This is a genomic window from Bradyrhizobium sp. USDA 4454 (assembly GCF_054822705.1).
On the sequence record NZ_JBTRCN010000001.1, the window covers coordinates 5,836,830 to 5,858,010 of the forward strand.

The 21,181-nt window shown below is 59.3% G+C and carries 23 protein-coding genes and 1 pseudogene; 16 read left to right on the top strand and 8 right to left on the bottom strand.

What is annotated here, in order from left to right:
- The first annotated feature begins 223 nt into the window (after positions 1 to 223).
- The 8 genes from ACVIW0_RS27090 (at position 224) to ACVIW0_RS27125 (ending at position 4,728) form a co-directional block, all read left to right on the top strand.
- Complete coding sequence (locus ACVIW0_RS27090) at positions 224 to 799, top strand: SOS response-associated peptidase family protein (RefSeq protein ID WP_461357433.1); 576 nt, start codon at positions 224 to 226, stop codon at positions 797 to 799.
- A gap of 189 nt (positions 800 to 988) precedes the next feature.
- On the top strand, positions 989 to 1,483 hold the full coding sequence (locus ACVIW0_RS27095; RefSeq protein WP_461355133.1) for a hypothetical protein: 495 nt from the start codon (positions 989 to 991) through the stop codon (positions 1,481 to 1,483).
- A 541-nt stretch (positions 1,484 to 2,024) separates the two neighbouring features.
- Complete coding sequence (locus tag ACVIW0_RS27100) at positions 2,025 to 2,162, top strand: hypothetical protein (RefSeq protein WP_461355134.1); 138 nt, start codon at positions 2,025 to 2,027, stop codon at positions 2,160 to 2,162.
- A 511-nt stretch (positions 2,163 to 2,673) separates the two neighbouring features.
- Entirely contained in the window at positions 2,674 to 2,871 is a 198-nt protein-coding gene (locus tag ACVIW0_RS27105) for a hypothetical protein (RefSeq protein ID WP_461355135.1), read from the top strand.
- A gap of 286 nt (positions 2,872 to 3,157) precedes the next feature.
- Positions 3,158 to 3,373, top strand: coding sequence for a hypothetical protein (locus ACVIW0_RS27110; RefSeq protein ID WP_461355136.1), 216 nt, complete (start codon positions 3,158 to 3,160; stop codon positions 3,371 to 3,373).
- A 216-nt stretch (positions 3,374 to 3,589) separates the two neighbouring features.
- Positions 3,590 to 3,778, top strand: coding sequence for a hypothetical protein (locus ACVIW0_RS27115; RefSeq protein WP_461355137.1), 189 nt, complete (start codon positions 3,590 to 3,592; stop codon positions 3,776 to 3,778).
- Between the two features lie 42 nt (positions 3,779 to 3,820).
- Complete coding sequence (locus ACVIW0_RS27120) at positions 3,821 to 4,009, top strand: hypothetical protein (protein ID WP_461355138.1); 189 nt, start codon at positions 3,821 to 3,823, stop codon at positions 4,007 to 4,009.
- A 452-nt stretch (positions 4,010 to 4,461) separates the two neighbouring features.
- Positions 4,462 to 4,728: a hypothetical protein gene (locus ACVIW0_RS27125; RefSeq protein ID WP_461355139.1), complete on the top strand. Its 267-nt coding sequence runs from the start codon at positions 4,462 to 4,464 to the stop codon at positions 4,726 to 4,728.
- Positions 4,729 to 5,462: 734 nt separating this feature from the next.
- Here ACVIW0_RS27125 and ACVIW0_RS27130 read toward each other — a convergent pair.
- From ACVIW0_RS27130 to ACVIW0_RS27145, 4 genes and pseudogenes are all read right to left on the bottom strand, one after another.
- Positions 5,463 to 6,563, bottom strand: a complete 1,101-nt coding sequence (locus tag ACVIW0_RS27130) for an IS630 family transposase (RefSeq protein WP_461355140.1) — start codon at positions 6,561 to 6,563, stop codon at positions 5,463 to 5,465.
- A 62-nt stretch (positions 6,564 to 6,625) separates the two neighbouring features.
- Positions 6,626 to 7,769: pseudogene (gene tnpC / locus ACVIW0_RS27135) on the bottom strand (IS66 family transposase).
- A 91-nt stretch (positions 7,770 to 7,860) separates the two neighbouring features.
- Entirely contained in the window at positions 7,861 to 8,190 is a 330-nt protein-coding gene (gene tnpB, locus ACVIW0_RS27140) for an IS66 family insertion sequence element accessory protein TnpB (RefSeq protein ID WP_461355141.1), read from the bottom strand.
- Positions 8,138 to 8,470: a transposase gene (locus tag ACVIW0_RS27145; protein WP_461355142.1), complete on the bottom strand. Its 333-nt coding sequence runs from the start codon at positions 8,468 to 8,470 to the stop codon at positions 8,138 to 8,140. Before ACVIW0_RS27145 ends, tnpB begins: the two co-directional genes overlap by 53 nt.
- Positions 8,471 to 8,649: 179 nt before the next feature.
- Between ACVIW0_RS27145 and ACVIW0_RS27150 the strand changes: the two genes are divergently transcribed.
- Complete coding sequence (locus ACVIW0_RS27150; RefSeq protein ID WP_461355143.1) at positions 8,650 to 9,174, top strand: hypothetical protein; 525 nt, start codon at positions 8,650 to 8,652, stop codon at positions 9,172 to 9,174.
- Between the two features lie 87 nt (positions 9,175 to 9,261).
- Here the strand turns inward: ACVIW0_RS27150 and ACVIW0_RS27155 are convergent, their stop codons facing one another.
- Positions 9,262 to 9,594 (bottom strand): nuclear transport factor 2 family protein, encoded by a 333-nt coding sequence (locus ACVIW0_RS27155; RefSeq protein ID WP_461355144.1) that lies wholly within the window; start codon positions 9,592 to 9,594, stop codon positions 9,262 to 9,264.
- A gap of 443 nt (positions 9,595 to 10,037) precedes the next feature.
- Here ACVIW0_RS27155 and ACVIW0_RS27160 point away from each other — a divergent pair, with 443 nt between their 5' ends.
- Positions 10,038 to 10,229, top strand: a complete 192-nt coding sequence (locus tag ACVIW0_RS27160; RefSeq protein ID WP_461355145.1) for a hypothetical protein — start codon at positions 10,038 to 10,040, stop codon at positions 10,227 to 10,229.
- Positions 10,230 to 10,651: 422 nt separating this feature from the next.
- Positions 10,652 to 10,882: a hypothetical protein gene (locus ACVIW0_RS27165; protein WP_461355146.1), complete on the top strand. Its 231-nt coding sequence runs from the start codon at positions 10,652 to 10,654 to the stop codon at positions 10,880 to 10,882.
- A gap of 101 nt (positions 10,883 to 10,983) precedes the next feature.
- On the opposite strand, the gene ACVIW0_RS27170 is transcribed toward ACVIW0_RS27165, so the two are convergent.
- Positions 10,984 to 11,553 carry a peptidase S14 gene (locus tag ACVIW0_RS27170; protein ID WP_137479178.1) on the bottom strand — a complete coding sequence of 190 codons (570 nt, stop codon included), beginning with the start codon at positions 11,551 to 11,553 and terminating at the stop codon, positions 10,984 to 10,986.
- 602 nt (positions 11,554 to 12,155) lie between these two features.
- On the opposite strand from ACVIW0_RS27170, the gene glgX reads away from it, so the two are divergent.
- From glgX to ACVIW0_RS27185, 3 genes are all read left to right on the top strand, one after another.
- A complete protein-coding gene (gene glgX / locus ACVIW0_RS27175; protein WP_461355147.1) occupies positions 12,156 to 14,369 on the top strand; it encodes a glycogen debranching protein GlgX in 2,214 nt (737 codons plus the stop codon).
- A 1,065-nt stretch (positions 14,370 to 15,434) separates the two neighbouring features.
- Positions 15,435 to 16,145: a Crp/Fnr family transcriptional regulator gene (locus ACVIW0_RS27180; RefSeq protein ID WP_461357434.1), complete on the top strand. Its 711-nt coding sequence runs from the start codon at positions 15,435 to 15,437 to the stop codon at positions 16,143 to 16,145.
- Between the two features lie 398 nt (positions 16,146 to 16,543).
- Positions 16,544 to 16,726, top strand: a complete 183-nt coding sequence (locus ACVIW0_RS27185) for a hypothetical protein (RefSeq protein ID WP_461355148.1) — start codon at positions 16,544 to 16,546, stop codon at positions 16,724 to 16,726.
- An 86-nt stretch (positions 16,727 to 16,812) separates the two neighbouring features.
- Here ACVIW0_RS27185 and ACVIW0_RS27190 read toward each other — a convergent pair whose 3' ends face one another.
- The gene (locus ACVIW0_RS27190) at positions 16,813 to 17,274 is read right to left on the bottom strand and encodes a hypothetical protein (protein ID WP_461355149.1); all 462 of its coding nucleotides are present in this window, start codon (positions 17,272 to 17,274) and stop codon (positions 16,813 to 16,815) included.
- A gap of 700 nt (positions 17,275 to 17,974) precedes the next feature.
- Here ACVIW0_RS27190 and ACVIW0_RS27195 point away from each other — a divergent pair.
- Both ACVIW0_RS27195 and ACVIW0_RS27200 read left to right on the top strand, forming a co-directional pair.
- Entirely contained in the window at positions 17,975 to 18,136 is a 162-nt protein-coding gene (locus tag ACVIW0_RS27195) for a DUF2934 domain-containing protein (RefSeq protein ID WP_461355150.1), read from the top strand.
- Positions 18,137 to 19,044: 908 nt separating this feature from the next.
- Complete coding sequence (locus ACVIW0_RS27200; protein ID WP_461355151.1) at positions 19,045 to 19,215, top strand: hypothetical protein; 171 nt, start codon at positions 19,045 to 19,047, stop codon at positions 19,213 to 19,215.
- A 657-nt stretch (positions 19,216 to 19,872) separates the two neighbouring features.
- Here ACVIW0_RS27200 and ACVIW0_RS27205 read toward each other — a convergent pair.
- Positions 19,873 to 21,177, bottom strand: a complete 1,305-nt coding sequence (locus tag ACVIW0_RS27205) for an acyl-CoA dehydrogenase family protein (RefSeq protein ID WP_461355152.1) — start codon at positions 21,175 to 21,177, stop codon at positions 19,873 to 19,875.
- Between the last annotated feature and the right edge of the window lie 4 nt (positions 21,178 to 21,181).

The window sequence follows — 21,181 nt, forward strand, 5'->3', positions numbered from 1 at the left end:
GACCCGAACCGGATCCCGGGACGGTGCTGGATCCACGTTCGGGACGACCGGCCGTTTGTGTTGCGGCCATCGCTCGATCGCTTTTCGTGCTACCAGCTGACGCATCGCGGCGCGCTTCTGTGGCCTCAGCGTTGAAGCGCATATGTGGGAGAAGGGCTGTTCGCGCCGCTATGATCCATGAACGACGCGCCGGCCCTTGAGCAATTCCTGCCCTTCAACAGCAATAGATTTCCCCATCAGACAAACAGAGCCGGTGTTAAGTATCTCGGCCGCTCTGCCGTGCGAGATGGTGCTGATGCGGTGGGGAATGCCGCCTCGGCCGCGAACGGGCGGACCGCCCGTCACCAACATTCGAAACACATCGTCGCCACACTGGCGAGGCTGGTTGAAGCCTGAGAACCGTTGCTTGATGCCGTTCAACAGCTTCGCAGAGTACGCGCCGGAGCCAAATCCTGAGACCAGTAAGAAAGACGTCATCTGGTTCGCCCTCGGTGACGACCGGCCGATCACCTCGTTCGCTGGCGTCTGGACCGTGTTCAAGGGCGAGCGGGGCACGAAGTCCAAGCCCATCCCCGGCCCTCACCTCGTCTATGGTTTCCTGACCGCCACGCCGAATGCTGTCGTCGAGCCGATCCACCCCAAGGCTATGCCAGTGATCCTGACGACCGAGGAAGAACGCAACGTCTGGATGCGGGCACCATGGGATGAGGCGAAGGTGTTGCAACGACCACTGTCCGACGACGCACTGAAGATTGCGATGCGCGGACCTGACAAAGAAGATCGTTTGGCGGCTGTTTAAGGTCCCAAAGCGTGTGGGTGCCTGAGGCGATCGACGGTGGACTTTCCGGGTTCGCCGTGCATACGCTTAAGGAAGCGGTGACGGCGCTCCCGGCCGTCGATGCTCTCGGTCGTCGAGTAGTCCCCGCCGGCTGACGCATCACTTGGAGCCCGGCCCGAACTTGTGTCGGCCTGAACTCGGATGGAGCGCATGAGTATCTTCGGTAGACAGCAACGAACTCTAGTCTCCATCCATGAGGACAACGCAAATACGAAGGACTGGCTCATTCTTCTGGAAGCTGCCACCATCGTCGGGCACGAACGCGAAAAGCTGCGTGTTGCCCTCACTACGCGGGACCGGCAGCTGGTGAAGAAGCGAAGGCTTTTTCGTAAGCCGGAATACTTCCTCGTTCTGGACGGCTATGACCCGCGGATCCACGCGCTCTATTTCTGCCCCCAGCTCTACAAGCATGAGGATGGCAGTCTCGTCCCATTGACCGGACCTGAGATCGGCCAATTGATGGCGAAGGCGCTGGAGGGCGGAGCCATTGAAAAGGCGCCGTGGTACGCCCCCAACGACTGCCTGCCCGCCGATCCAGTGATTAAGGCTTCGTCCAAGATGGAATTCGACAGCCTTGTGGTCGAGCCACCGGGCACGAGGGCAGATAACATGCTGCGCGCTGTCGGGTCTGCCGACAAGACCTGACGCCCCCTTTCAGGCCTTGCTGTCGTAACCCTGTTCCTTTTCGGTTTGGTGCTGTCCATCGCACTAGCGCGATACGGGATCGACATCGCCGCTGTCCTGTAACGAACATCGCATAGCGCTATTCCAGCGACGGGACGATTGCCCGTATCTTTGCGGTACGGGCGGCTGCGTCGAATTGCTAAATCGCGCTCATGCCGACAAGCTCTATCCACCGAGGCGTTACGTTCCGTGTGACACGCCAATACGACGATCAATTAGAGATCATCATTGAGCTGGGTGAAGAGGTGCTACATAGCACCATGCGCACGAGGTTGCCCGAATTGGCAAAGCGGCGCGCTGAAATGATCATTAACCGAAAACCGAGAGATAAACTCAAGCCGTATGAGCGCCCTGGAGGGCAAGTCGACGGAAATTCCACAATGCAGATGGCGATCCTCCCTACTCCGACCCTGAGAAAGCCGCCCGCCGGATCATGGAGCACGCGTGAGCGTTCGAGCCGATCCAGGTTGGCAGGATCTACATTGAGAAGATCAATTATCCGATGCTCTACCAGGACAAGGCGACGCCAGCCGAGTATTGGGCCGGCCTTCAGCATGCGATCAGCCAAGGCTGGCTCGAGTACCACGAGAGCGGGACGTTCGTGAGGATGAAGCAGGAGGGGAAAGACCTGTTCGCGTGATGCGCAAAACCAGCGATCCCGGCGCCTAACGCAAGTGCCGAGGATCGCTACTCCCGGGGCATTTCGTGGCAGAGACCACGGGAGCTTGGACTACGCGTAGTGCCGTTCGTTCCTACGATCATGTCCGGTGAGCGGCAAAGAAACGGCCCCAGCGAGCGGTACATGCGCCGGGGCCAAAGGTCTGCTTGTCCGAGCTATCCTGCGCACAAGATGGACGCCGTCTGCATTTACACATGTAAAAAACGGCCCCAGCACCTCTGGGGACCAAGAGGCTGGTGCTGGAGCCGCCACCCGATCCGCCGATCGGTAGCCTGAACCTTGCACCCGGTTCAAATTTCTCGCTATGGCCCGCCTGCAACACTGCTGCTTATTGGGAAAAGCTCGTGAGGATGCTCCAGCCGGGCAAAGACCTGTTCGCCTAAAGTCGCTACTCGCGATTCACATACTTCAATGTCGGGTGCGTCATTCTGCGAGCTAGCTAACGACCTGGTTTTTACAGGTGGTGCTTGCAATGGAAATTATTGGACGCCGGATGCAAGGTCGGTTCCTCGTTCGGCAAGGTGGTAAAGGCTGGATGGTTTACGATAGCGAACTCAAAGGACCAGCCCAGGTAGAAAAGGGCGGGGCATTCGCAGAGAAGTTGACAAAAGAAGAGGCCGAGGCTCTGGCGAAGCGGCTGGCGACTCGCAAACCGGACCAATTCTCTTGAAGAGCGCCTATCGAGAGAGCCAAGGAGCTACGCGATCAGACCGCAGCGCTACCAGGGGAAAGCCAGTATGGATACAGTCTCACGAAGGGCAAACACTTCAACAATCCGGCCAAGCGGGCGCGAGCCAGGTTGCGCCAGTTGTCCGCCGCACTGAGGCAGGCGAAACGAGCTCCAGACAGAGAAGCCGAGCAAGTCGTGCTGTCCGATGGCCGCATGTCAACTGGGTGGGCAAGAGCAACGATACCTTCCAGATCATCGACAACGACGAGATCATCAAGCGCATCTGATGGCTGAGATCGAGGTCTACACCGCCCGCTATGAGCGCCAGCATGGGCATGCGCCGGCCGGGCGCCGGTTCTGGCTCTTCACGTTCGTCTCGGAGACCGGAGCGATCCTTTATGAGTTCAAGCCCGGTGAGCAGCTGATCTACCCGGTCGCGCTGGAGCGAGCCAAGGCCGCCGCCGAGCAGCGGAAGGCATTCCGGATCATCGTGGAACCGTAGCCGACTGATTCGACTCCGCAGACCCCGCCGCCTATCTTGCCCGGGGTGGCGTCACCGTTGTGGAGTTGCGTATGCGTCGGACTGGCGGGATTCCCTCGATCGTTCCCTCAATCGATCAGACCCTCTACCTGATCGCCGATGACTTCGGCCCGATCGGCCGGGCATGGCGGGAGGCCGACCTGGAGGCCACCGACCTCGAGGGTCATCCAGGACCTGATGGCCGGCGAGTACGCCGTCATCGGCTTCAACACCGCCGAACGCTGGTCCGAGGACGTCTCCGAAGACGTCGCCCGCGAGATCCAGCGCCGCTGCGACCTGCAGCAGACCGAGGTGCCGGCGCGGCTGCTGGGCTTCATTGACCGGCACATCAGCGATCGACGGCAGCTGAGCTTGCGCGTGGTCTGAACAGGAAGAAGGGCCGGCGGTAAGCTTCCCAGGGAGGGCGCCATGGACAGCCTTCACTATGCTGCCGAGGCAGCTCGGCACCGGAAAGTGGCGGAGGAGTTCCCGATGATGGCCGCCACTACACCCCATGTGGCCTTGCGAGAGCAATATCTGGCGCTGGCAAAGGACTACGACCAGTTAGCGGAAAACGAGGATATGGTGGCTGCGAATCTGGCGAAAATTTCAGACTGAGACAGTACCGCGAGTCCACAGAATATCCCCTGCTTGTCCGCAGCAAATCCACAGCAGCTCCGGGGCGATTTGCTCAACGGGCTTCAACACTTGCCGCGCACGCGTCCACAGGCCTCGCACCGATCAGGCAGGTCGGAAACGAGACTGTGAGAGCCTATCGGCGTCGCACTTGGGAAAAGCGACGCAAGCTGATGGATGAGTGAGCGGAGTATTGCAGCAGCGCGAAGTAGAGCTGGCTAAACTTTCTGATAGCTGCGCCTGCGCGGCTCTGAGTGAAATGAGTAATTCGCCCAACTTGAGTGGTTCTCAATAAATTTCAACAACTTAACGCACGTTATAGCAGCCAAACTGCTCATTCGTTAGTTGTGGACCACCACCGCCCGACCCGTGGCTCCTATCGGTGATGAGATCGCCGCTTTGCGCTCCCGCCTTCTCCAACAGAAAGGTGCAGCGTGATCAAGCGTCGCAACCGAACCAAGCACACCAAGACATTCGAAGAGCGATTGGCTGAAGAGGCCACGAAGTTCAAAGAAGCTGCAGCAGAACTGCCTCCAGGCACCCAGCGCGAGCTATATCTTAGACGCGCCCGTCAGGCCGAAACGGCCTCGCACATCAATGAGTGGCTGAGATCGCCAGGACTACAGCCGCCCAAGACGCTGGGCACTTTGCATGAAGGTTTAAAGGTGAATCGCGGTCTAAGGGACGGCGCCTCGGAATAGAAACAAGGCGAACGTTAGTGTATTGAACGAAATGGCCCAATCGTTCGGTACATCCTTCACCGTCGTCGAGGTAACTGGCGACGACAGGCGAACGCAAATTTGGATAGCGCTGGCAAAGCCAAGCCAAGCGACCACCCTCGTGCTTGCCGCCGTCCCAGAGGGCTGGACCGCGGACGTGTTGGACATTCCACTGACGCCAGAGCAGCAGAAAATGTTCGCGAATCTGCATCTGAAGCCGGGTGACGTTCATAGGATTGATCGCGGTTAAAGTCCTAAACGCCGGGGAGCGCGCGTCTACGCTCCCACGGAGGGGCTCACCAACGGAACGCGCTCGCTCGAAAACAGAGTGCCTTACTCCCCTACCTGGGACGGGACTGGTACTGGGGAATAGTTGAGTATGGTCTCGTTTCGGGAGGAGCTGGCGTGTCGGCCCTGGCGTCGGCTCCTCGCTTGTAGCCTGTGTGAGTTAGGCAACAGCTGTTTGGCTGTAAGCCTGCTAGGTAACGGATACTGGGAATTTCAGGGCCTCAGCGCTGGGAATGACAGGGCGCCGCCGGGACAAACCATTCCGAGCCCGGCGGCGTACTTTTGCGATCTGGTCGGCGCACTGCCCCGACGATCCGGACCAAATGAATATCGGCGCCGCCTCTGGGCTGCACGGCGAGGGCGACCAGCGGACCGGAAGGCCTACGGCATGGGCTGTAAGCATCCGGTCTGCATTGAACTTGCTATCTCTAGCGATATCGGACGTCCTTGCAGTTATTCGTCGTCGTGAACGTGGCGGGCACTCGCTCCGGTCCCCAGATTGTACGGCCAGCCTTTCGAGGTGCGAGGGCGAACGAGCGGTTTCGGTCCTCAAGGTACCGCGTAATCGCGGCTTGAGCATCAGTCACGGTGGCATAATCGCTATTGTGGATGACTGCGCGCGCCATTCCACTGAACACTGACTCGATTACGTTTAGGAACTGGGCCTGCGCGGGCAGCGGTAGTATCTCAATGCGAGGCGCTCCCTCGTAGTCAGCCCAGCCGTTAAGGAACTCAATGTGGTTGACGAGCTGCTCGGATGAGTGCCATGGCGCAGCATCCCAGGAGAGGTAAATATGACGATAAGCCTTGTACTGGCGCCTCAACTGGTCGATCAGCTTGCAGGTCTCGGTGCTGTTCTTTCGATCAGAATAGAAATGGGTAATTTGATTGCACGACAGTTCAAGCGCAGCTGTCACAATTAGTGTGCCTTTTGACTTCTGCCACTGGGGTACATGCCGAACCTTGCCAGGCGGCTGAAGAGCCTTGCCTCCACGCATCTTAACGGCAAAGGGCCCGAATTCGTCGATTGAGAAGAATGCTTCGTCATCCTTGAGCTCTGAGAGCACCTTTTTGATCGCATCCACCCTCTCACTGTAGTGCGGATCTGAGCTAGTCAGCGTAACCCGCGCCTTCTTCCATTGATATCCCGCCTGCTTGATCACTGCGCTGAGGTTGTTCATCGTCGTCAACACTCCCTTCGCTCGCAGAGTGGAGTGGAGATCGACTAATCGCCATGTCGTCCGGTTGAAGCCACTATCACGAGGCGGCGTGTGCAGCAGAGCGAAAACGGCGTCATTCAGCTCTTTCCCGGGTTGCAAATGGCGGCGCGCAATACGGTGTGGCCGAGAGCTTCGATCATCGAGACCCACTGACCCCTCTGAGCGAAACCGCGCAACCCACTTGAAGATGGTCTTGGCGCTGACCTGGAAATCCCGGGCCACCGATGCAGGCTTCTCGCCGTTGATGACCCTTGAAACGATAAGAAAGCGGCAGCGCGGGCAGGTCTGAGCATTTGCGTGCAACTTCATGCCAGTGTCCCTTCAAATTGAGATGGTCTGGCTAGATTGATCCAGACGGAGCGGCTGCACTATCAGGCTGCTTCGCGCGTGCGCCGACTCCAGTTCCAAGGCAGCAGTTCGTGAACGCGCTTGGTTGGGTGATCTGGCAGGCGGGCCAGCACGTTGGCAAGCCAGGCCTGTGGATCGATGTCGTTGAGATGGCGGTGGCAATGAGGGTGTAGATGGCAGCAGCGCGCCGGCCACCCTCATCGGAGCCAGCGAAGGTCCAGTTCCTTCTTCCTACGGCGACCGCCCGTAGCTCACGCTCAGCAGCATCGTTCGACATGCAAAGCCGTCCGTCATCAAGTAAGCGGCTAAATGCATCCCAGCGGCTGAGGCAGTAATTGATCGCCTTGCTCGTGTCATTGCTCCTGGGGGGCCGGTCCGGGTCTTGCCCTTGGCCAGGACCGGCACCGTGGGGTCATCCGCATGGATGCGCTCGGCTGCGATGACGTGGCTGCGGATCGTATCGACGAGAGGCATCAGGGTTGCCGCAGAGGCACCTACCCAGTCCGCGAGCGTCGACACGTCGAGGTCGACGCCTTCACGCTGGTAGACGTCGCTCTGACGATTGAGCGGCAGGTGCAGACCTACTTGGCAAACAGAACATGGGCCAGCAGCTTGGGTCCTGCACGCCCGCGCGCAATCGGATGCGAGGGGGCCGGCGGCTGGGCGATCGCTTCGCAGGCCCGGCAGACGAGCTTCTCGCGCACGTGCTGGATCACCTTCCAATGGCGCGGAACGAGCTCCAGCGTCTCGGTCACGTCCTCGCCAATCTTGCAATCGGCTGTCGCCGCAGCATGGGCAGGTGGCAGGCATTGGATAGACAATGCGCTCCCGCGGCAAATGCTCCGGCAGCGGCCGGCGGGCTGGCTTGCGGCGCTCGAACGACGGCACCGCTATCTTCTCGACTGCCATCTGCGCCGCAGTCTCAGCTTACGCCGCGTTCTCCTCCAGGTCGGCGAGCTGTAGCTCGAGTTGGTCCAGCAATGCGCCTCGCTCGGAGGACTGTCCGAACTGTTCGTGCCGGAGCTTCTTGATCGTGAGCTTGAGCTTCTCGATCAGCAAGGTCCCCGCCTGTGCCTCGGCTTCCGCGACCAACCAGGCCGCTCGCTCGGCGCGCAGCATCGCTTGCAGCGTGGTCACATCGTCGGGAAGAGAATCATCGGCACCCATCGCCGACCAGAGAATCACAAGACGCGATCTCTGTCCGAACCGCTGATCGTGCCACCGATTCAAATCCCAGCGATTAGCCCGCCGCCTGCGGTCACCAGGTATGTTGCGGCATCCGCCAGTCGATAGCCTCCAGCAGATAGCCAAGCTGGGCTGGGGTGATTCTCACCACGCCATCAGCCGACGACGGCCAGAGAAAGCGGCCGCGCTCCAGCCGCTTGGCGTAGAGCGACATGCCCAGCCCATCATGCCAAAGAATTTTGATCAGGTTGCCGCTTTTGCCACGGAACACATAGAGGTCGCCGCCGTGCGGGTCACGGTGCAAGGGTTCCTGCACCAGCAACGCCAGCGAGTTCATGCCGCGACGCATATCAGTGTGGCCGGTCGCAATCCACACCCGCACGCCCGACGCAATGGGGATCATCACCGCTGCCCATCAGCCAGCGCCGCGACCGCGGCCGTCCGCGTGGCCGCATCGACCGCACCCGTAATCCGCATCCGAGCCCCGGTCGCAAACTCGATCTCAATCGTCCCGCCGTCAGCCTCTCGGGCCGAAACAACTGCCGCCCTCGCAGCAGCAATGAGCGAGAAATACCATATCGCCGTGCTGTCGCGGTCACCTGGCGCGGTGCCTGTAAGCTCTCCAGGACGATCCTGAGCTTCTCATCCTCGGACCAACGTCGTCGCCGACCTGTCTCGACCACTTCGAGGCGTCCGACTTGGTGCTGACCTTATCACTGTCCATAAGGACAGTTCTCAACACCGCGCCTCATTCGGCAAGGCGGCCGTCACCGGACGCGTACCATGGGCAGGAAGTCTCGGGAGTAGATGTTCGGCGCCACCGTCCGGCATCTAACCGATCGGGCTGGGGAGGCGCGGCGGGATGCTCGCCTTCCAAGGCCGGGCCAACCGTCCTACCCTCGGCGAGGCCCTGAGCGCCAGCTATCGCTACATGCGCTGCAAGGAGTGCTCACGCCAGGGCGGCCATCCGTGCAAGCGCAGCCATGGTGGCATTGATGACGACGAAGATCTCGACCATGAACCCGCCGTCGACCTAGTTGCCAAATTGCGGCGGCGCCGCAACGAAGCATGCTCACTCGGCAGGAACCCTGCGCCCGTCACAATTGTTTGTTCGACACGGAACGGGACCACGGACGTGAGTGACAATCTCGAATATTCAGCGAACCGGCTGGTGGTCGTCGAGCAACCCGGCGGCGGGTTCTTGGTTGAAATCGCGCCTCTGGCGGGCGGTCAAACCATTAGAACGATGACCTATCAAAGCACGCGGCAAGCGATAGCTGCAGCAAAGAGGACTATCGACGACCATCCAGGAAGGCAGGCGCGCCCCGCTCTCTCAGTTCGTCCATTGGGTTCAAGAGGATTGCGGACAGAGCCCTTTAGATCCTAATAGCTATGCTCAGTAAAAACACCGCAAGCGCGTAGCGTGCGTCGTTACGTACAGATTGTCGACTGCCCCCGAAAAAAGGTCTCGTGGTCACTCTCGGAGTTTTGGACCGCAGCTAACCGACTTAATCTGCCCAGTTGTGTCGAACGTCAGGACGGCACCAACAATGCCGCTGGTGGTAATGTACGATATCGCCACATCACCGTGCTTTGGCTTCATGTCATTCAGACCGAAGGCCGGGTAGCGCTTCAGACGATCGATCCAATAAGCTCGGAGCGCGTTCTTACCCGTCAGGGTCTTTTGGCCTCCGCAATCACAATGGATCACCGCGTTGTCGGCAAACATGCCAAGTATCTCTTCAAGGTCGCCAGCGCGGTAAGCATCAAGCCAGTCCACTGTAGCGGCCATCTGGTCAAAGGACATGTCCCTCACCTCAGTGCCCCAAAAAGGCAAGCTTAGAACGTTTCTAGAAGTATCGCATACCGAATAGACACGGGTTCAGCCTGACTTTTTGTTTCGGTTCTCTAACAGCCGGCCTTGATATCTCCCTGCCCACTCCAGCGCTTCATGCTCACTCTAGATGAAGAGCAACGGGGCAAGCGACGCTTCGGCCGGCTTTGAGGAACCCTAAGTGAGTTCGCTAGTTTTGCAGCCATTATGGCACCCCTTGTCACCATTCATTTTAGCTGTACCGGCTGCGGCATCCTCTATTCAGCGGTCCAGGAGCGGAGCGCGACGCACACCAACACGTCCGGGTCATTTGCTTGCCAGCGATGCGGAAAGCTTGTTCACCACTGGGCTGGGCTCTACGACTATATCGAATGGAGGATCGCTTCGATGCTCCCGTCAACTAAAGCCAAGGGAGCATGAAGCACGTCGGCGACCGCCCCTACTCCGACCCCGAGAAAGCTGCCCGCAGGATCATGGAACACGCCCGGGCATTTGAGCCAATCCAGAACGGCAGGATTTACATCGAGAAGATCAATTATCCGATGATCTACCAGGACGAGGCAACGCCGGCTGAGTATTGGACTAGCCTACAGCATGCGATCGCCTAAGGCTGGCTCGAGTATCACGAGAGCGGAACGTTCGTGAGGATGCTCCAGCCGGGCAAGGACCTGCTCGCCTAATCCTTCGAGTTCTTGACGGCGCGCCGAAGGAAGCTTGGGATAGCATCTGCCCGGCTCCTCCAAGGCCGGGCGCCCATACCGCAAGGCGAGGCCTCGAGGTCCCCATCCAGGGCCTCGCCGGTGCAGAGCCGCGGTCGGCACCGGCTGTTGCGGCCGGACAACCAACAACTCCAGCGAACCTCAACCGACCACGCTGCGGCTCCGTCTTTAGCATGGTCGGGGAGCCGTTTTGCTGTCTCGCATAGGAGTGCGCGCATATGGCAATTCCCCCTTTCGCGCTGGCCCATTGCCTTAGGAACAGCACGGAGCTGCCCGAGTTCATGCTGGGATGAGAGCCCAGGAGCACTCCCGTGCCCATCACAATGGCATGCGCCAAAGATCTCGAACTCATCGCTCTGCGCGAGCTGCGCAGTCTCCCGGGCGGAGAGCATGTCTGCCACGTCGAAATCATCCCCTCCGGTACTGATTGGACTTTGGTGCCCGTCATGCGTGATGGCACTGATCAAGCGCAGGTCCTCATCTCGGCAAAGACCACCGAACTGAGGCTGAAGCAGCGGTACTCGGTCCGATTCGATTGGTGAGCGACAGGATTTCATCGCAGCGTCTCCCGCGGAGCAAACGACGGGCGAAGTCCCTACTCGGGGACCTCGCTGCTACCGCGTTGTCGCATCGTGTCGGGGCGTTACAGAACCGTCTCGATCAGACCCAACGTCTTCGCCTCCTGCGCCTCCAAATACCAGTTTGACGGCGCCTTCTGCATGACCTCATCGATCGTTACGTTCGATCCCAGGATTAGATTTTGAAAGCCCTCGTTCTGTATGGCGATCGAGCATTCGATTTCGTTGAGCGTCGCTCTCACAACCGCAATGCATGTTGTTAAAGGGCCATCGATCACCAAGCTCTTCGAAAGCTTGCGTTCATGGATCATCAGTCGCGTGCCCCGCGCGAGGTACCTGTTCGGCCGCGCAAAGAAGCTCATGAACGTAACGCCCGCCGAATAGATCACAGCCTTACCGAGGAACACGAAGCGACGTTGCGGCTCCGTCTCACTCGCGAACCGCACGTCCTCCCCCATCATTCGGGCGACCTCGGGGTCGCCGCCCAAGGTCGACAGTTCGATCACGACAAGGTCTTTATCGGCCGCGTTGTCGAACTGCGTTCGAAAGGCGGTGTACATGTTGTAGTCGACAATGCCCGAGAGGCTAATGGCCGGCGACTTGAAGGCTGTGGCCGGTAGCGTTGCGAGTTGCATCTAACAATCCCTTCGCGGCTTTCGTCCTGGACTACACGCAGATGCCGTAACTGGTTCCCGATCGGCCCACGGACCGGGCGGACGCGGCTCCAAGAATCTGCAATTACTACTGGCATTTCATCACGGAACAAGTTGGAGGGGTTCATGTCAGCAGGATCGTGGTCCGCTGAAGAAGAGAACGGAGCTATTGCAATTGATCCGGGAGACCGGGATGACACGGCGCGAGATCGCCCAGAAGCTCGGCCGTACCGAGGCGGCGGTCAGCGCCCGGCTGACTATCATCCGAAGGCGGAGTAACGCGACCTATGACGCTGAAGGGTTCGGCTAGTCGCGCCGATTGTTCAGTTTCTTTTCCACTTCCTGCGAAGCCGCGATGGCTGCTTCGCTCGCAGCGGAGATGATATCTGTAAGCTGCCGGTATTCCGAACAAGTGCCAGCGCCGACCATCAACACTGGCGATAACAGTTCCGCGGGCGTCTAGCGTGCTCGCCCCGTGCGGTCTTTTCCGCGAGTTCGCTTTAACGCAATGCGCAATTGTCCATTAGTCGGCTGGAACTCTTAGGCCAGCGAAGCCGTTGTTGCCCGTTGGGATGGGCTTTCCGATGGACAATAATACGACGGACACGTTGGCGCGGGCCGCACGATGGCTCAAGCGCACGAGCGTCCGAGAGGGCAAACCCTTTCCTCTCGGCTCGACCTGGGACGGTCTCGGCGTAAATTTCGCGCTGTTCTCGGCCAACGCGACCAAGGTCGAGCTTTGCATCTTCGACGCACGCGGTGAGCGTGAGCTGGAACGCATCGAATTACCGGAGTACACGGACGAAGTATGGCATGGGTATCTTCCATCGGCTCGTCCCGGCACGGTTTATGGGTATCGTGTTCACGGCCCCTTCGAACCTGATGCCGGACATCGCTTCAATTCGAACAAGCTCGTTATCGACCCTTACGCCAAGCAGCTGGTTGGCCAACTGAAGTGGGGACCCGAGCTTTTCGCGTACAAGTTCGATCATCCTGACAAGGACAAGTCTTTCGAAGATAGCGACAGTGCTACGTTGATGCAGAAGTGCCGCGTCATCGACCCCGCCTTCACCTGGGGCTCGGCGCGCAAGCCGGAGACGCCGTGGGAACGCACGATCCTCTACGAAATGCACGTCAAAGGCTTCACCAAGCTTCATCTCCTGGTGCCCGAGACAGAGCGAGGCACATTAGCTGGTCTGGCAAACTCGCAGATGCCCGGATATCTGCGCTCCCTTGGAGTAACGAGCGCTGAATTGCTGCCGGTTCACGCATTCGTCGACGACAGCTATCTCGTGCAAAAAGGCCTGAAGAACTATTGGGGCTACAATTCCCTGGCGTTCTTTGCGCCGGAGCCCCGATACCTACAAACGGGTTCGGCAAACGAATTCAAGACCATGGTCAACCAATTCCATGCCGCAGGTATCGAAGTCATCCTCGACGTCGTCTACAATCATACTGCCGAGGGCAACGAGCTCGGACCGACGTTATCTTTCAAGGGCATCGACAACGCGAGCTACTATCGGCTGCTGCCGGAAAATAAGCGCTACTACATTAACGATACGGGAACCGGCAACACGGTCAACCTTTCACACCAGCGCGTTCTGCAACTGGTGGCGGACTCGCTCCGATACTGGGCGACCGAGATGCGTGTCGACGGCTTTCGGTTCGACCTTGCGACAATTCTGGGCCGGGAGCCCTATGGCTTCGACGAGGGAGGCGGGTTCCTTGATGCGTGCCGCCAAGACCCGGTGCTGTCGAGCGTCAAGCTGATCGCGGAGCCGTGGGACATAGGCCCGGGTGGCTATCAGGTAGGCCAATTTCCGCCCGGGTGGGCGGAGTGGAACGACAAGTTCAGGGACACGGTCCGCTGCTTCTGGAAGGGCGATGCCGGCATGCTGCCTGATCTCGCCAAAAGGATTTCCGGTTCGGGAGACCTGTTCAACAAGCGCGGCCGAAAACCCTGGGCCAGCGTGAATTTCGTCACCGCGCACGACGGGTTTAATCTCAACGACCTCGTATCCTACAACGACAAGCACAACGAGGCCAACGGCGAAGACAATCGTGACGGCCATTCGAACAATCACTCCTGGAATCATGGCGTCGAAGGGCCGACCGACGATCCCGAGATATCCGCACTTCGCGAGAGGCAGAAGCGCAACCTCCTCGCCACGATGTTTCTGTCGCACGGCACTCCGATGCTTCTCGCTGGGGACGAGTTCGGACATTCTCAAGGCGGCAACAACAACGCCTATGCACAAGATAACGAAACGACTTGGCTTGACTGGCTGGCCATCGACCGGAAGGGCGTCGCCCTTCGCGACTTCACGCGCAAGCTGATCGAGATCCGGAGAGCGTTTCCAATCCTCTCGCGTTCGCGCTTCGTCGTCGGCACGTACAATGAGGACTTGGAGGTGAAGGACGTCACCTGGCTTTCGCCCACCGGTGAAGAAATGACACAGGCACAATGGGACGACGGCAATGCGAAATGCCTCGGGATGCTTCTCGACGGGCGTGCGCAGGAGTCCGGTGTTCGACGCCGCGGCGAGGACGCCACGGTTCTGTTGCTTTACAACGCGCACTACGATGTGGTGAATTTCACCTTACCTGTTGTTCCCGTGGGCGTGCGTTGGGAAGGGCTGGTCGATACCAATCAGCCCGACACCGAGCTTTCCGATTTTCCCATGGGCGACCCGTATGAGCTCACGGGCCGGTCTTTCGTCGCTTTCGGGCTGCGTACCCCGGCAGAACCGCGTTCGCTTCGACGACGTGCGGACGGCCGCTTGGCTCGGGCTGTCTGAAGCGCGACCCACCGAACGTGTCAGGCGTCACCTCGGCTCGGATAAGACGCCGCTCATCTGCAAACAGCGGGGATTACGCAGCCTGGTTTCCGATCAGCCTAAGCATGGCCTGCCGGGCTACGCTCCGCAGCGCGCGGGGTGACGCGCACCTATCCCCGATTCCCGCCATTCGGCCAGGGCGCGGGCCCCGGAATAGCGCCAAAGACAGTACTCTACGGCCTTTTCTCAATTACCGTCTCCGCACTCTAAGTTAGCTACTACCAAGGCCTCACAATTCTAGGCCACTTCCGCTTCGCGAACAGTTGGCCGATCTGATCTAGCACGGTCGATAATTCAGCCTCCTCGTCTTCTGCGGGCCCTCTCGCAAAGATCACCGGCTAACCCGACGACTTTGCCGACTGTCGCTCTCGGCAACGCGACCAAAAATATTCGCCGAGTTGGCTGCGCATCACCGCAGGCTGGCCGACGAGGTCCAAAAGCGATCAACGCATCTAAGCCCCTGATATAAGACCGCCTAGAAACATCACTGCGGCCCTGCAGCTTCGGTTAACGAACTTAGGGTGGTTAGACTTACTCGTTGTCCAATTTGGGAAGACCCGGCCCGGGGCCCCGACGGCCCAGAAACGTATCGGGCATAGGCTCGCGCAATATCGCGAGAGACTTGCTCACCAACTTGCGCGCTCGTTCGGCGCTCTGCGCATCTTGTTGCGCCAGCTCTTTCAGGTGCTGTGGGTGTTGCACCGACGCTCGCGCGAGCGACAAGGCCGCGCGCTGAATTTTGCGGAGTTCGACCGCCAATTCCCCATCGGACATCGGTAGGGTTAAATAGGCGCCAGGAGGACGATGCCGCCTTCCTCGCAGGAGATCCAGCGCCCGCGCCAGGACTTTTCTCATGAGGTCTCCAATGTAGAGGTCGAGGCGGTGCCCGCGCGACCTACTTGCTTTCGTGTAGTCCTGCCCGATGACACCTCAATAATTGAAACCTTGTTGGCCGCATTGAGTTTAGGGGGCAATGACCACCTTGGCGTATCAATTGATACGCAAATCGAAAAAATCGGATCGTCATTGGATAAACCCCACCAGACTCTCATACGCAATCTGCAGGAGCATTCTCGTCTTCCGCACGAAGACATTGCAGAGATCTGCGATCTGTCTATGGCAACTAAGGAGGTCGCGCCGGACGAGGACATTATCCGTCAAGGAGATGAACCAGAACACGCGGTGCTGGTCGTCTCAGGAATGGTTGCACGCTATCACCTTCTGAAGGGAGGACGCCGGCAATTCCTTTCCTTCCACATGTCGGGCGATCTACCCGATGCTCAGGGCCTCTTCATCGAAAGGATGGATCATGCCCTTTGTGCGGTTGGCGCTGCTGCGGTGGCCTTAAAGGCTTTTGAGCGTCGCCCCACGCTGGGAATCGCAATCTGGCGGGAGACTCTGTTGGATGCCGCCATCTTTCGCGAGGCCATCACGAACAACAGTGCAAGAGCAATGCCGACCCGAATGGCTCATCTATTTTGCGAATTGTTCTATCGCGCACGTGTCTCTCGGCTCAACAAGGGCAACAAGTGCGCGGTACCGCTGACGCTCGGTCAGCTTGGAGACACCCTCGCGATGGCGATCGCCTCCGTCAATCGCGCGCTTCATGAGCTGCGGGCGTCGGGCACGATGGATTTCCGCGACGGTGAACTCGTCGTTCTAAAATGGCGAGAACTCCAGCGATTAGGAGACTTCAATCCAGATTATCTGCACATGAAAAAGCAATTGCCCGTCTGAAGGGCAGCGCAAGCGCTTGATGCCACCGACGCGCCGGGTCTCGCCTTTGTGGCGATCGAATCTCAGCCTTACAGAGGCTGCACATTTCCCGTGGATGGAGCGAAGCGCTCCGCGCTAGACCGCCATGGCAATCTGCAGCGCCGCGATGCCTGAAATGACGAGCACGCAGAGGCTGCTGACAATGAGCATAAGCCAGAACTGATCCATGTTCATCAAACCGAGCGAAGATCGCATTGTTCCTGTGTCGCGGAGCGCTCTGGCGCCCTCAAGAGCACTGGCCGTCGACTGCGGTGAAGTCGCGCTACAGTACTGGCCAAAAGAGGCGACCCAAATCAAGCAGGCCACTGGTACAGGAGCTGATCCTTCACACCTCATCGGCGGCTGCATGAGGCACGCCGATGTCGAGCGGCATGTCCTTCATCGAGGTCGAAGCCAAGCTGCGCGACCGGCTTCTATTTCGCAAGCGGCTGCAATGTTGCCGGGCTGTCGATCTCGCCGACCGTCGGCGAGGCGCTCACGGCCAGGATCGCGGATGGCCCATCGCCTGTCGATCTATCGCCGATGTCGGTCAGGCGGTTTAAGGACCAGTCGGGGTCTCAAGCACAATTTGACGGCGACGGGCGCGCGCATCGCGAAACTCCAGTCGACGATTTGGACCTTCCGTTGATCACGTTGCCGGGCTCAGGTCGCAATGGCAAAGCCTGCCGCCGGGCGATAGGCGATCGATCAGCGCGAGGATTTCGGCGGCGATGTTCTTCGGCACCTTGTCGCACTCGCGCATGGAGACGACCTCAGGTGGCGGCGACGTCTTGTGAAGAGACATGGGCAGAGCCGGGACGATGGCGCCCGCCTGTTCGAACGTCACGGCGCCGGTCCGCGAAAGATGCCACAAGGTCGGTCCGTCGAGGCGCTCCAGCACGATGCCGAACCGCCCGTGTAGCGTCACTTCTCCGAACACCGGCGGAACCGGGACGCCGGCGGCGTGCACGACGCGGAGCATGCGTACTTCGTGCTGGCCGACCAGATGAGAGACGCCAGCCTTGAACAGCTTCTCAACCCGACCGGGCGCCGAGGCGTAGGCTTCCGAGAAGGCGCCTTCACCAACCTTTTCTTCCAGCGATCCCTGCATGCTCTTCTCCGCCATAGAAAGGAAACACCCGCGGCGAGCGAAAAGAAGCCACCATGCCGTCCGTAGGGCCGCCTCGTCCACTCCACCGAATGGTTCCAGGTCCGGTTGTGACTCTACAGCGACATCGGAAGATTGCTGCTTCTCGGCCGCTATTGGGCTTACGCTGACATCAGGCGACAGCGGGCTCTTAGGTACACGGCCTAGGTGAATTCTGCGGTAGACGGCCCCGCATTCGCACCGATTCGGCATGGGCCGCCAAACAGCGCAATTTGCGATCAGAGATCCTGCCCGCGCCGAGCGCGAGCAGCTAGGGAAGAAAGCTCGGCAGGTTGAGACCACGCTTATCTGGATGAGTGAATGAGTTCGCCGGGCCTTCAGCCGCTGACATAGGGTCTTGGGGTATCTCCTCTCTCCAGGCTGTTCAAGGGCCCCCGTATCCGTGGGGCCCTTCGCTGTAGGAACGTACCTGTTCATTCCGACGTTTAATGCCCATGAGTGAGAGTGTGCACGTCCTTGTAGAGAACGCCGTCCAGATCGCATGGGATTTCCTCGAAGGGTCGGGCGAGATTATCGATGGATACGAAACGAGCCGCTTCCTTGTTGCCACCATCGGGAAAATGGCACTAGCCGGTGAGCGACGTAAGCTCTTGCTCGCAAACCGAGCCATCAACGCTTACCGGGAAAGGAGACCCCAAGCCGCATGAACAAGCGTATCGATGAAGCTGTAGCGGCTCGCGCATATGAGCTCTGGGAGAAGGCCGGAAAGCCGGAGGGCCGGGATGAAGAGTTCTGGCACCTCGCCGAGCAGGAGCTGATCAACGAGGATAAGTCCTCGCCCTTGCGGACACCGGATACCCTGTGAGTCGACCCCGATTGCCCGATCCGCCACGTCTGGCTTGAGAGCCATTCGCACCCGGGTTGGACAGAAGCGGACTACCAAGGTGCCGGTATGCCGTGCGAGCAAGGATGCAGACGAGGGTATCGGAGCCCGACACCAGCGGGGTTATCCAAGACCAATAACATAGAAGTACATGGCGACGATAATGGCGCAGCGTCAGCAAAAAGGATGCCGAAAAAAACTTTCCCATAAGCGGCTAGACCCGTCTGGTTCGCCACCCGTCAAATCAGAACCGCCGGCTGAATAGGAACGATTCAGCGTCGGGAAAATTATGCAACCAATTGGCGCGGACCCTCCCGCATTGCCATGCGCTAAAGTCCCAGTGTTCTTTCCCCGGAGCGCTGGGACCTAGTTGCGAATAGAAGCTTGTCATGAGTTCGATTTTTAGCGAAGTCATCGCGAGGAAGGTTCATGGTGCGCTTATTGCTCGGTATCAGCTTAATTTTGGTTGTTTTGACTGCCGCTAAGGACGCCGACGCCTGCGGCGTCGGCTGTCATGCGTCGGTCTTTGGCGCGTGCGTGCGTGACGGCTGGCAAGAAGCTCGACCAGTTCGTAATGAGTGTCCTGCTACTTCCCGGCCCACTCCGCCCTGCGGCCAGTACTATCGATGGGCGCGGCACTCGGTTGCCTGCATTCAGCGCTAGATCGAGTCGACAACGGCAGGAACACAAGCTTCCTGGGTGATCGGCTGACTACGACGCATCCACTTCTCCACAGCCATGTCGCGCTATAGCCGCTTCTTGTTCCGCGCCTCAAGCCATTGATAGTTTGCGCGGCGACCCTCGGACTGGTCTTTTTTGCGCTGTATGCGGCCGCTCGAACCGTTCCACTAACGCTGATCATCCTGGCAACACTCAGGCGAATTACGTGGATGCTGCCTCTGGGAACGCTGGCGGGTATGGTGCAGCTGTTCGATACAGGTGTCGGTCTTGTTCAACACGACGTCGGCAAAGCGATCGGTCCGCTCGTGATCGCTATCATTCAATTTTTCTCTCTCCTGAACCTCGCAAAACAGGAGAACAGGACCTGTCGTCAGCGCTGAACTGCAATGCAAAGGCAACGAGGAGATCATCAATGACGGTGAGTTCCCAAACCTTCGCGTTTGACCGTTCACAAGGACCAGCGTTCGCGGTGATGAGTCCCGCGCAATTCGGAAGGCGCACATGCCGGTCGGTCTGCGACCTGTTGGCTCTCAATGCCAAAGGCGCAGTTGGCGGTCGGGCGACTTTCGGACATAGAGTTCGTAATAGTTAGCGCACCAGGTTCGCACCAGAAAGAAACGACCTTAGCGGACCACAACGGACACGATCGAACGAACGCGAAATCACAACAAAATCACGAAGCTATTCGATAGTCCGCCGCTCATAACGGTCTGGTAGCAAGTCGAGTCCTGCCGGGCCCACCAATGAGATCAATATCTTACTGGATCCTCGTTGCCTGCAGCGCGACGACCGCACCAGAAACCGCACCAGATACGTGCACTTTTCGTTCGGGGGTCACTCGCATTCCGCCGCTATTAGCCAAATCGAGAGAAGGAACGAGCCAGCTGCTGGCGATCGCCCCCGCTTCATCGTGGCGAAAATCGACAAATCGGCAACATTGGGAATTTCCAATACCGTGCTGTTGGCCTGCGGCAAGCGCACGTGGACCCGGCAGTTTCGACACGCGGTCGCCAGGACCCCTCACCTTCCGAACCCGCTTAGGATCGACTCCTGGGACGTGGCCACAGGCCTCCTGCGGACCATGATTCAGATTCTTCTGGGGACATTGGATCGGCTCCGCCACCAGTCCGTGCAGGATCGGAATTAAGCCAACGGTGCAACTCGAGCCTGCCTATCTGGTTGCGGTGGACCTCGTCGGGTCCGTCAGCCAGTCGCAGCAAGCGAGTCGTAGCGAGCGCTGCAGAAAGGAAATGGTCATTGTTGGTTCCACCGCCACCAAATGCCTGTATCGCCCAGTCGACGATCGTCTGTGCCATGTTCGGCGCGACGACCTTGATCATCGCGATTTCCTGCCGCGCGGCCTTGTTGCCGACGGTATCCATCATATAGGCCGCCTTGAGAGTCAGCAGCCTCGCCTGTTCGATCTTCATGCGCGCTTCGGCCACGCGCTCGAGCGTCACCGTTTGCTCGGCGAGAGGCTTGCCGAACGCGATACGTTTCAGTGCCCGCCGGCACATGCGCTCAAGCACGCGCTCGGACAGGCCGATCAACCGCATGCAATGATGGATGCGTCCAGGCCCCAACCGTCCTTGCGCGATCTCGAATCCCCGTCCCTCGCCAAGCAGCATATTGGCGGCCGGCACGCGCACATTGGTGAACATCACCTCAGATGCGCGATCCGGTACGCCGTAAAATCCGAGCACTGGCAGCGACCGGATGACATGCACGCCGGGCGTATCCTTGGGCACCAGGACCATCGATTGACGCTTGTGACGGTCCGGATGCTCAGGGGCGGTCTGCCCCATGAAGATGATGATCTTGCATCGCGGATCGGTGGCACCGGTCGTGTACCATTTGCGACCGTTGATCACGTAATCGTCGCCGTCACGCACGATCGAACTGGCCACATTGGTCGCGTCGGATGAGGCAACGTCGGGCTCCGTCATCGCAAACGAGGAGCGAATCTCGCCGGCGAGCAGCGGCTTCAGCCAGCGTTCTTTCTGCGCCTCCGTGCCGTAGCGCAGGATTGTCTCCATGTTGCCGGTGTCCGGCGCACTGCAATTGAACACTTCAGGAGCAAGGTGCGAACGTCCCATGATCTCGCATAGCGGCGCATACTCAAGGTTCGTCAGTCCGTCCTCGTGAGCAGGCAGAAACAGGTTCCACAAGCCGGCCTGTTGTGCCAGCGGCTTCAGCTCCTCGACAACCGGATGCACAGCCCAGGGCCCGAGTCGCTCCGCCTCCTGATAGTATCGGCGCTCATTCGGGTAGATGTGCTCCATCATGAAGCGCTGGATGCGCTCGACCAGTTCCCGGCTGCGTTCGCTTTGGGTGATGTCCACGTGA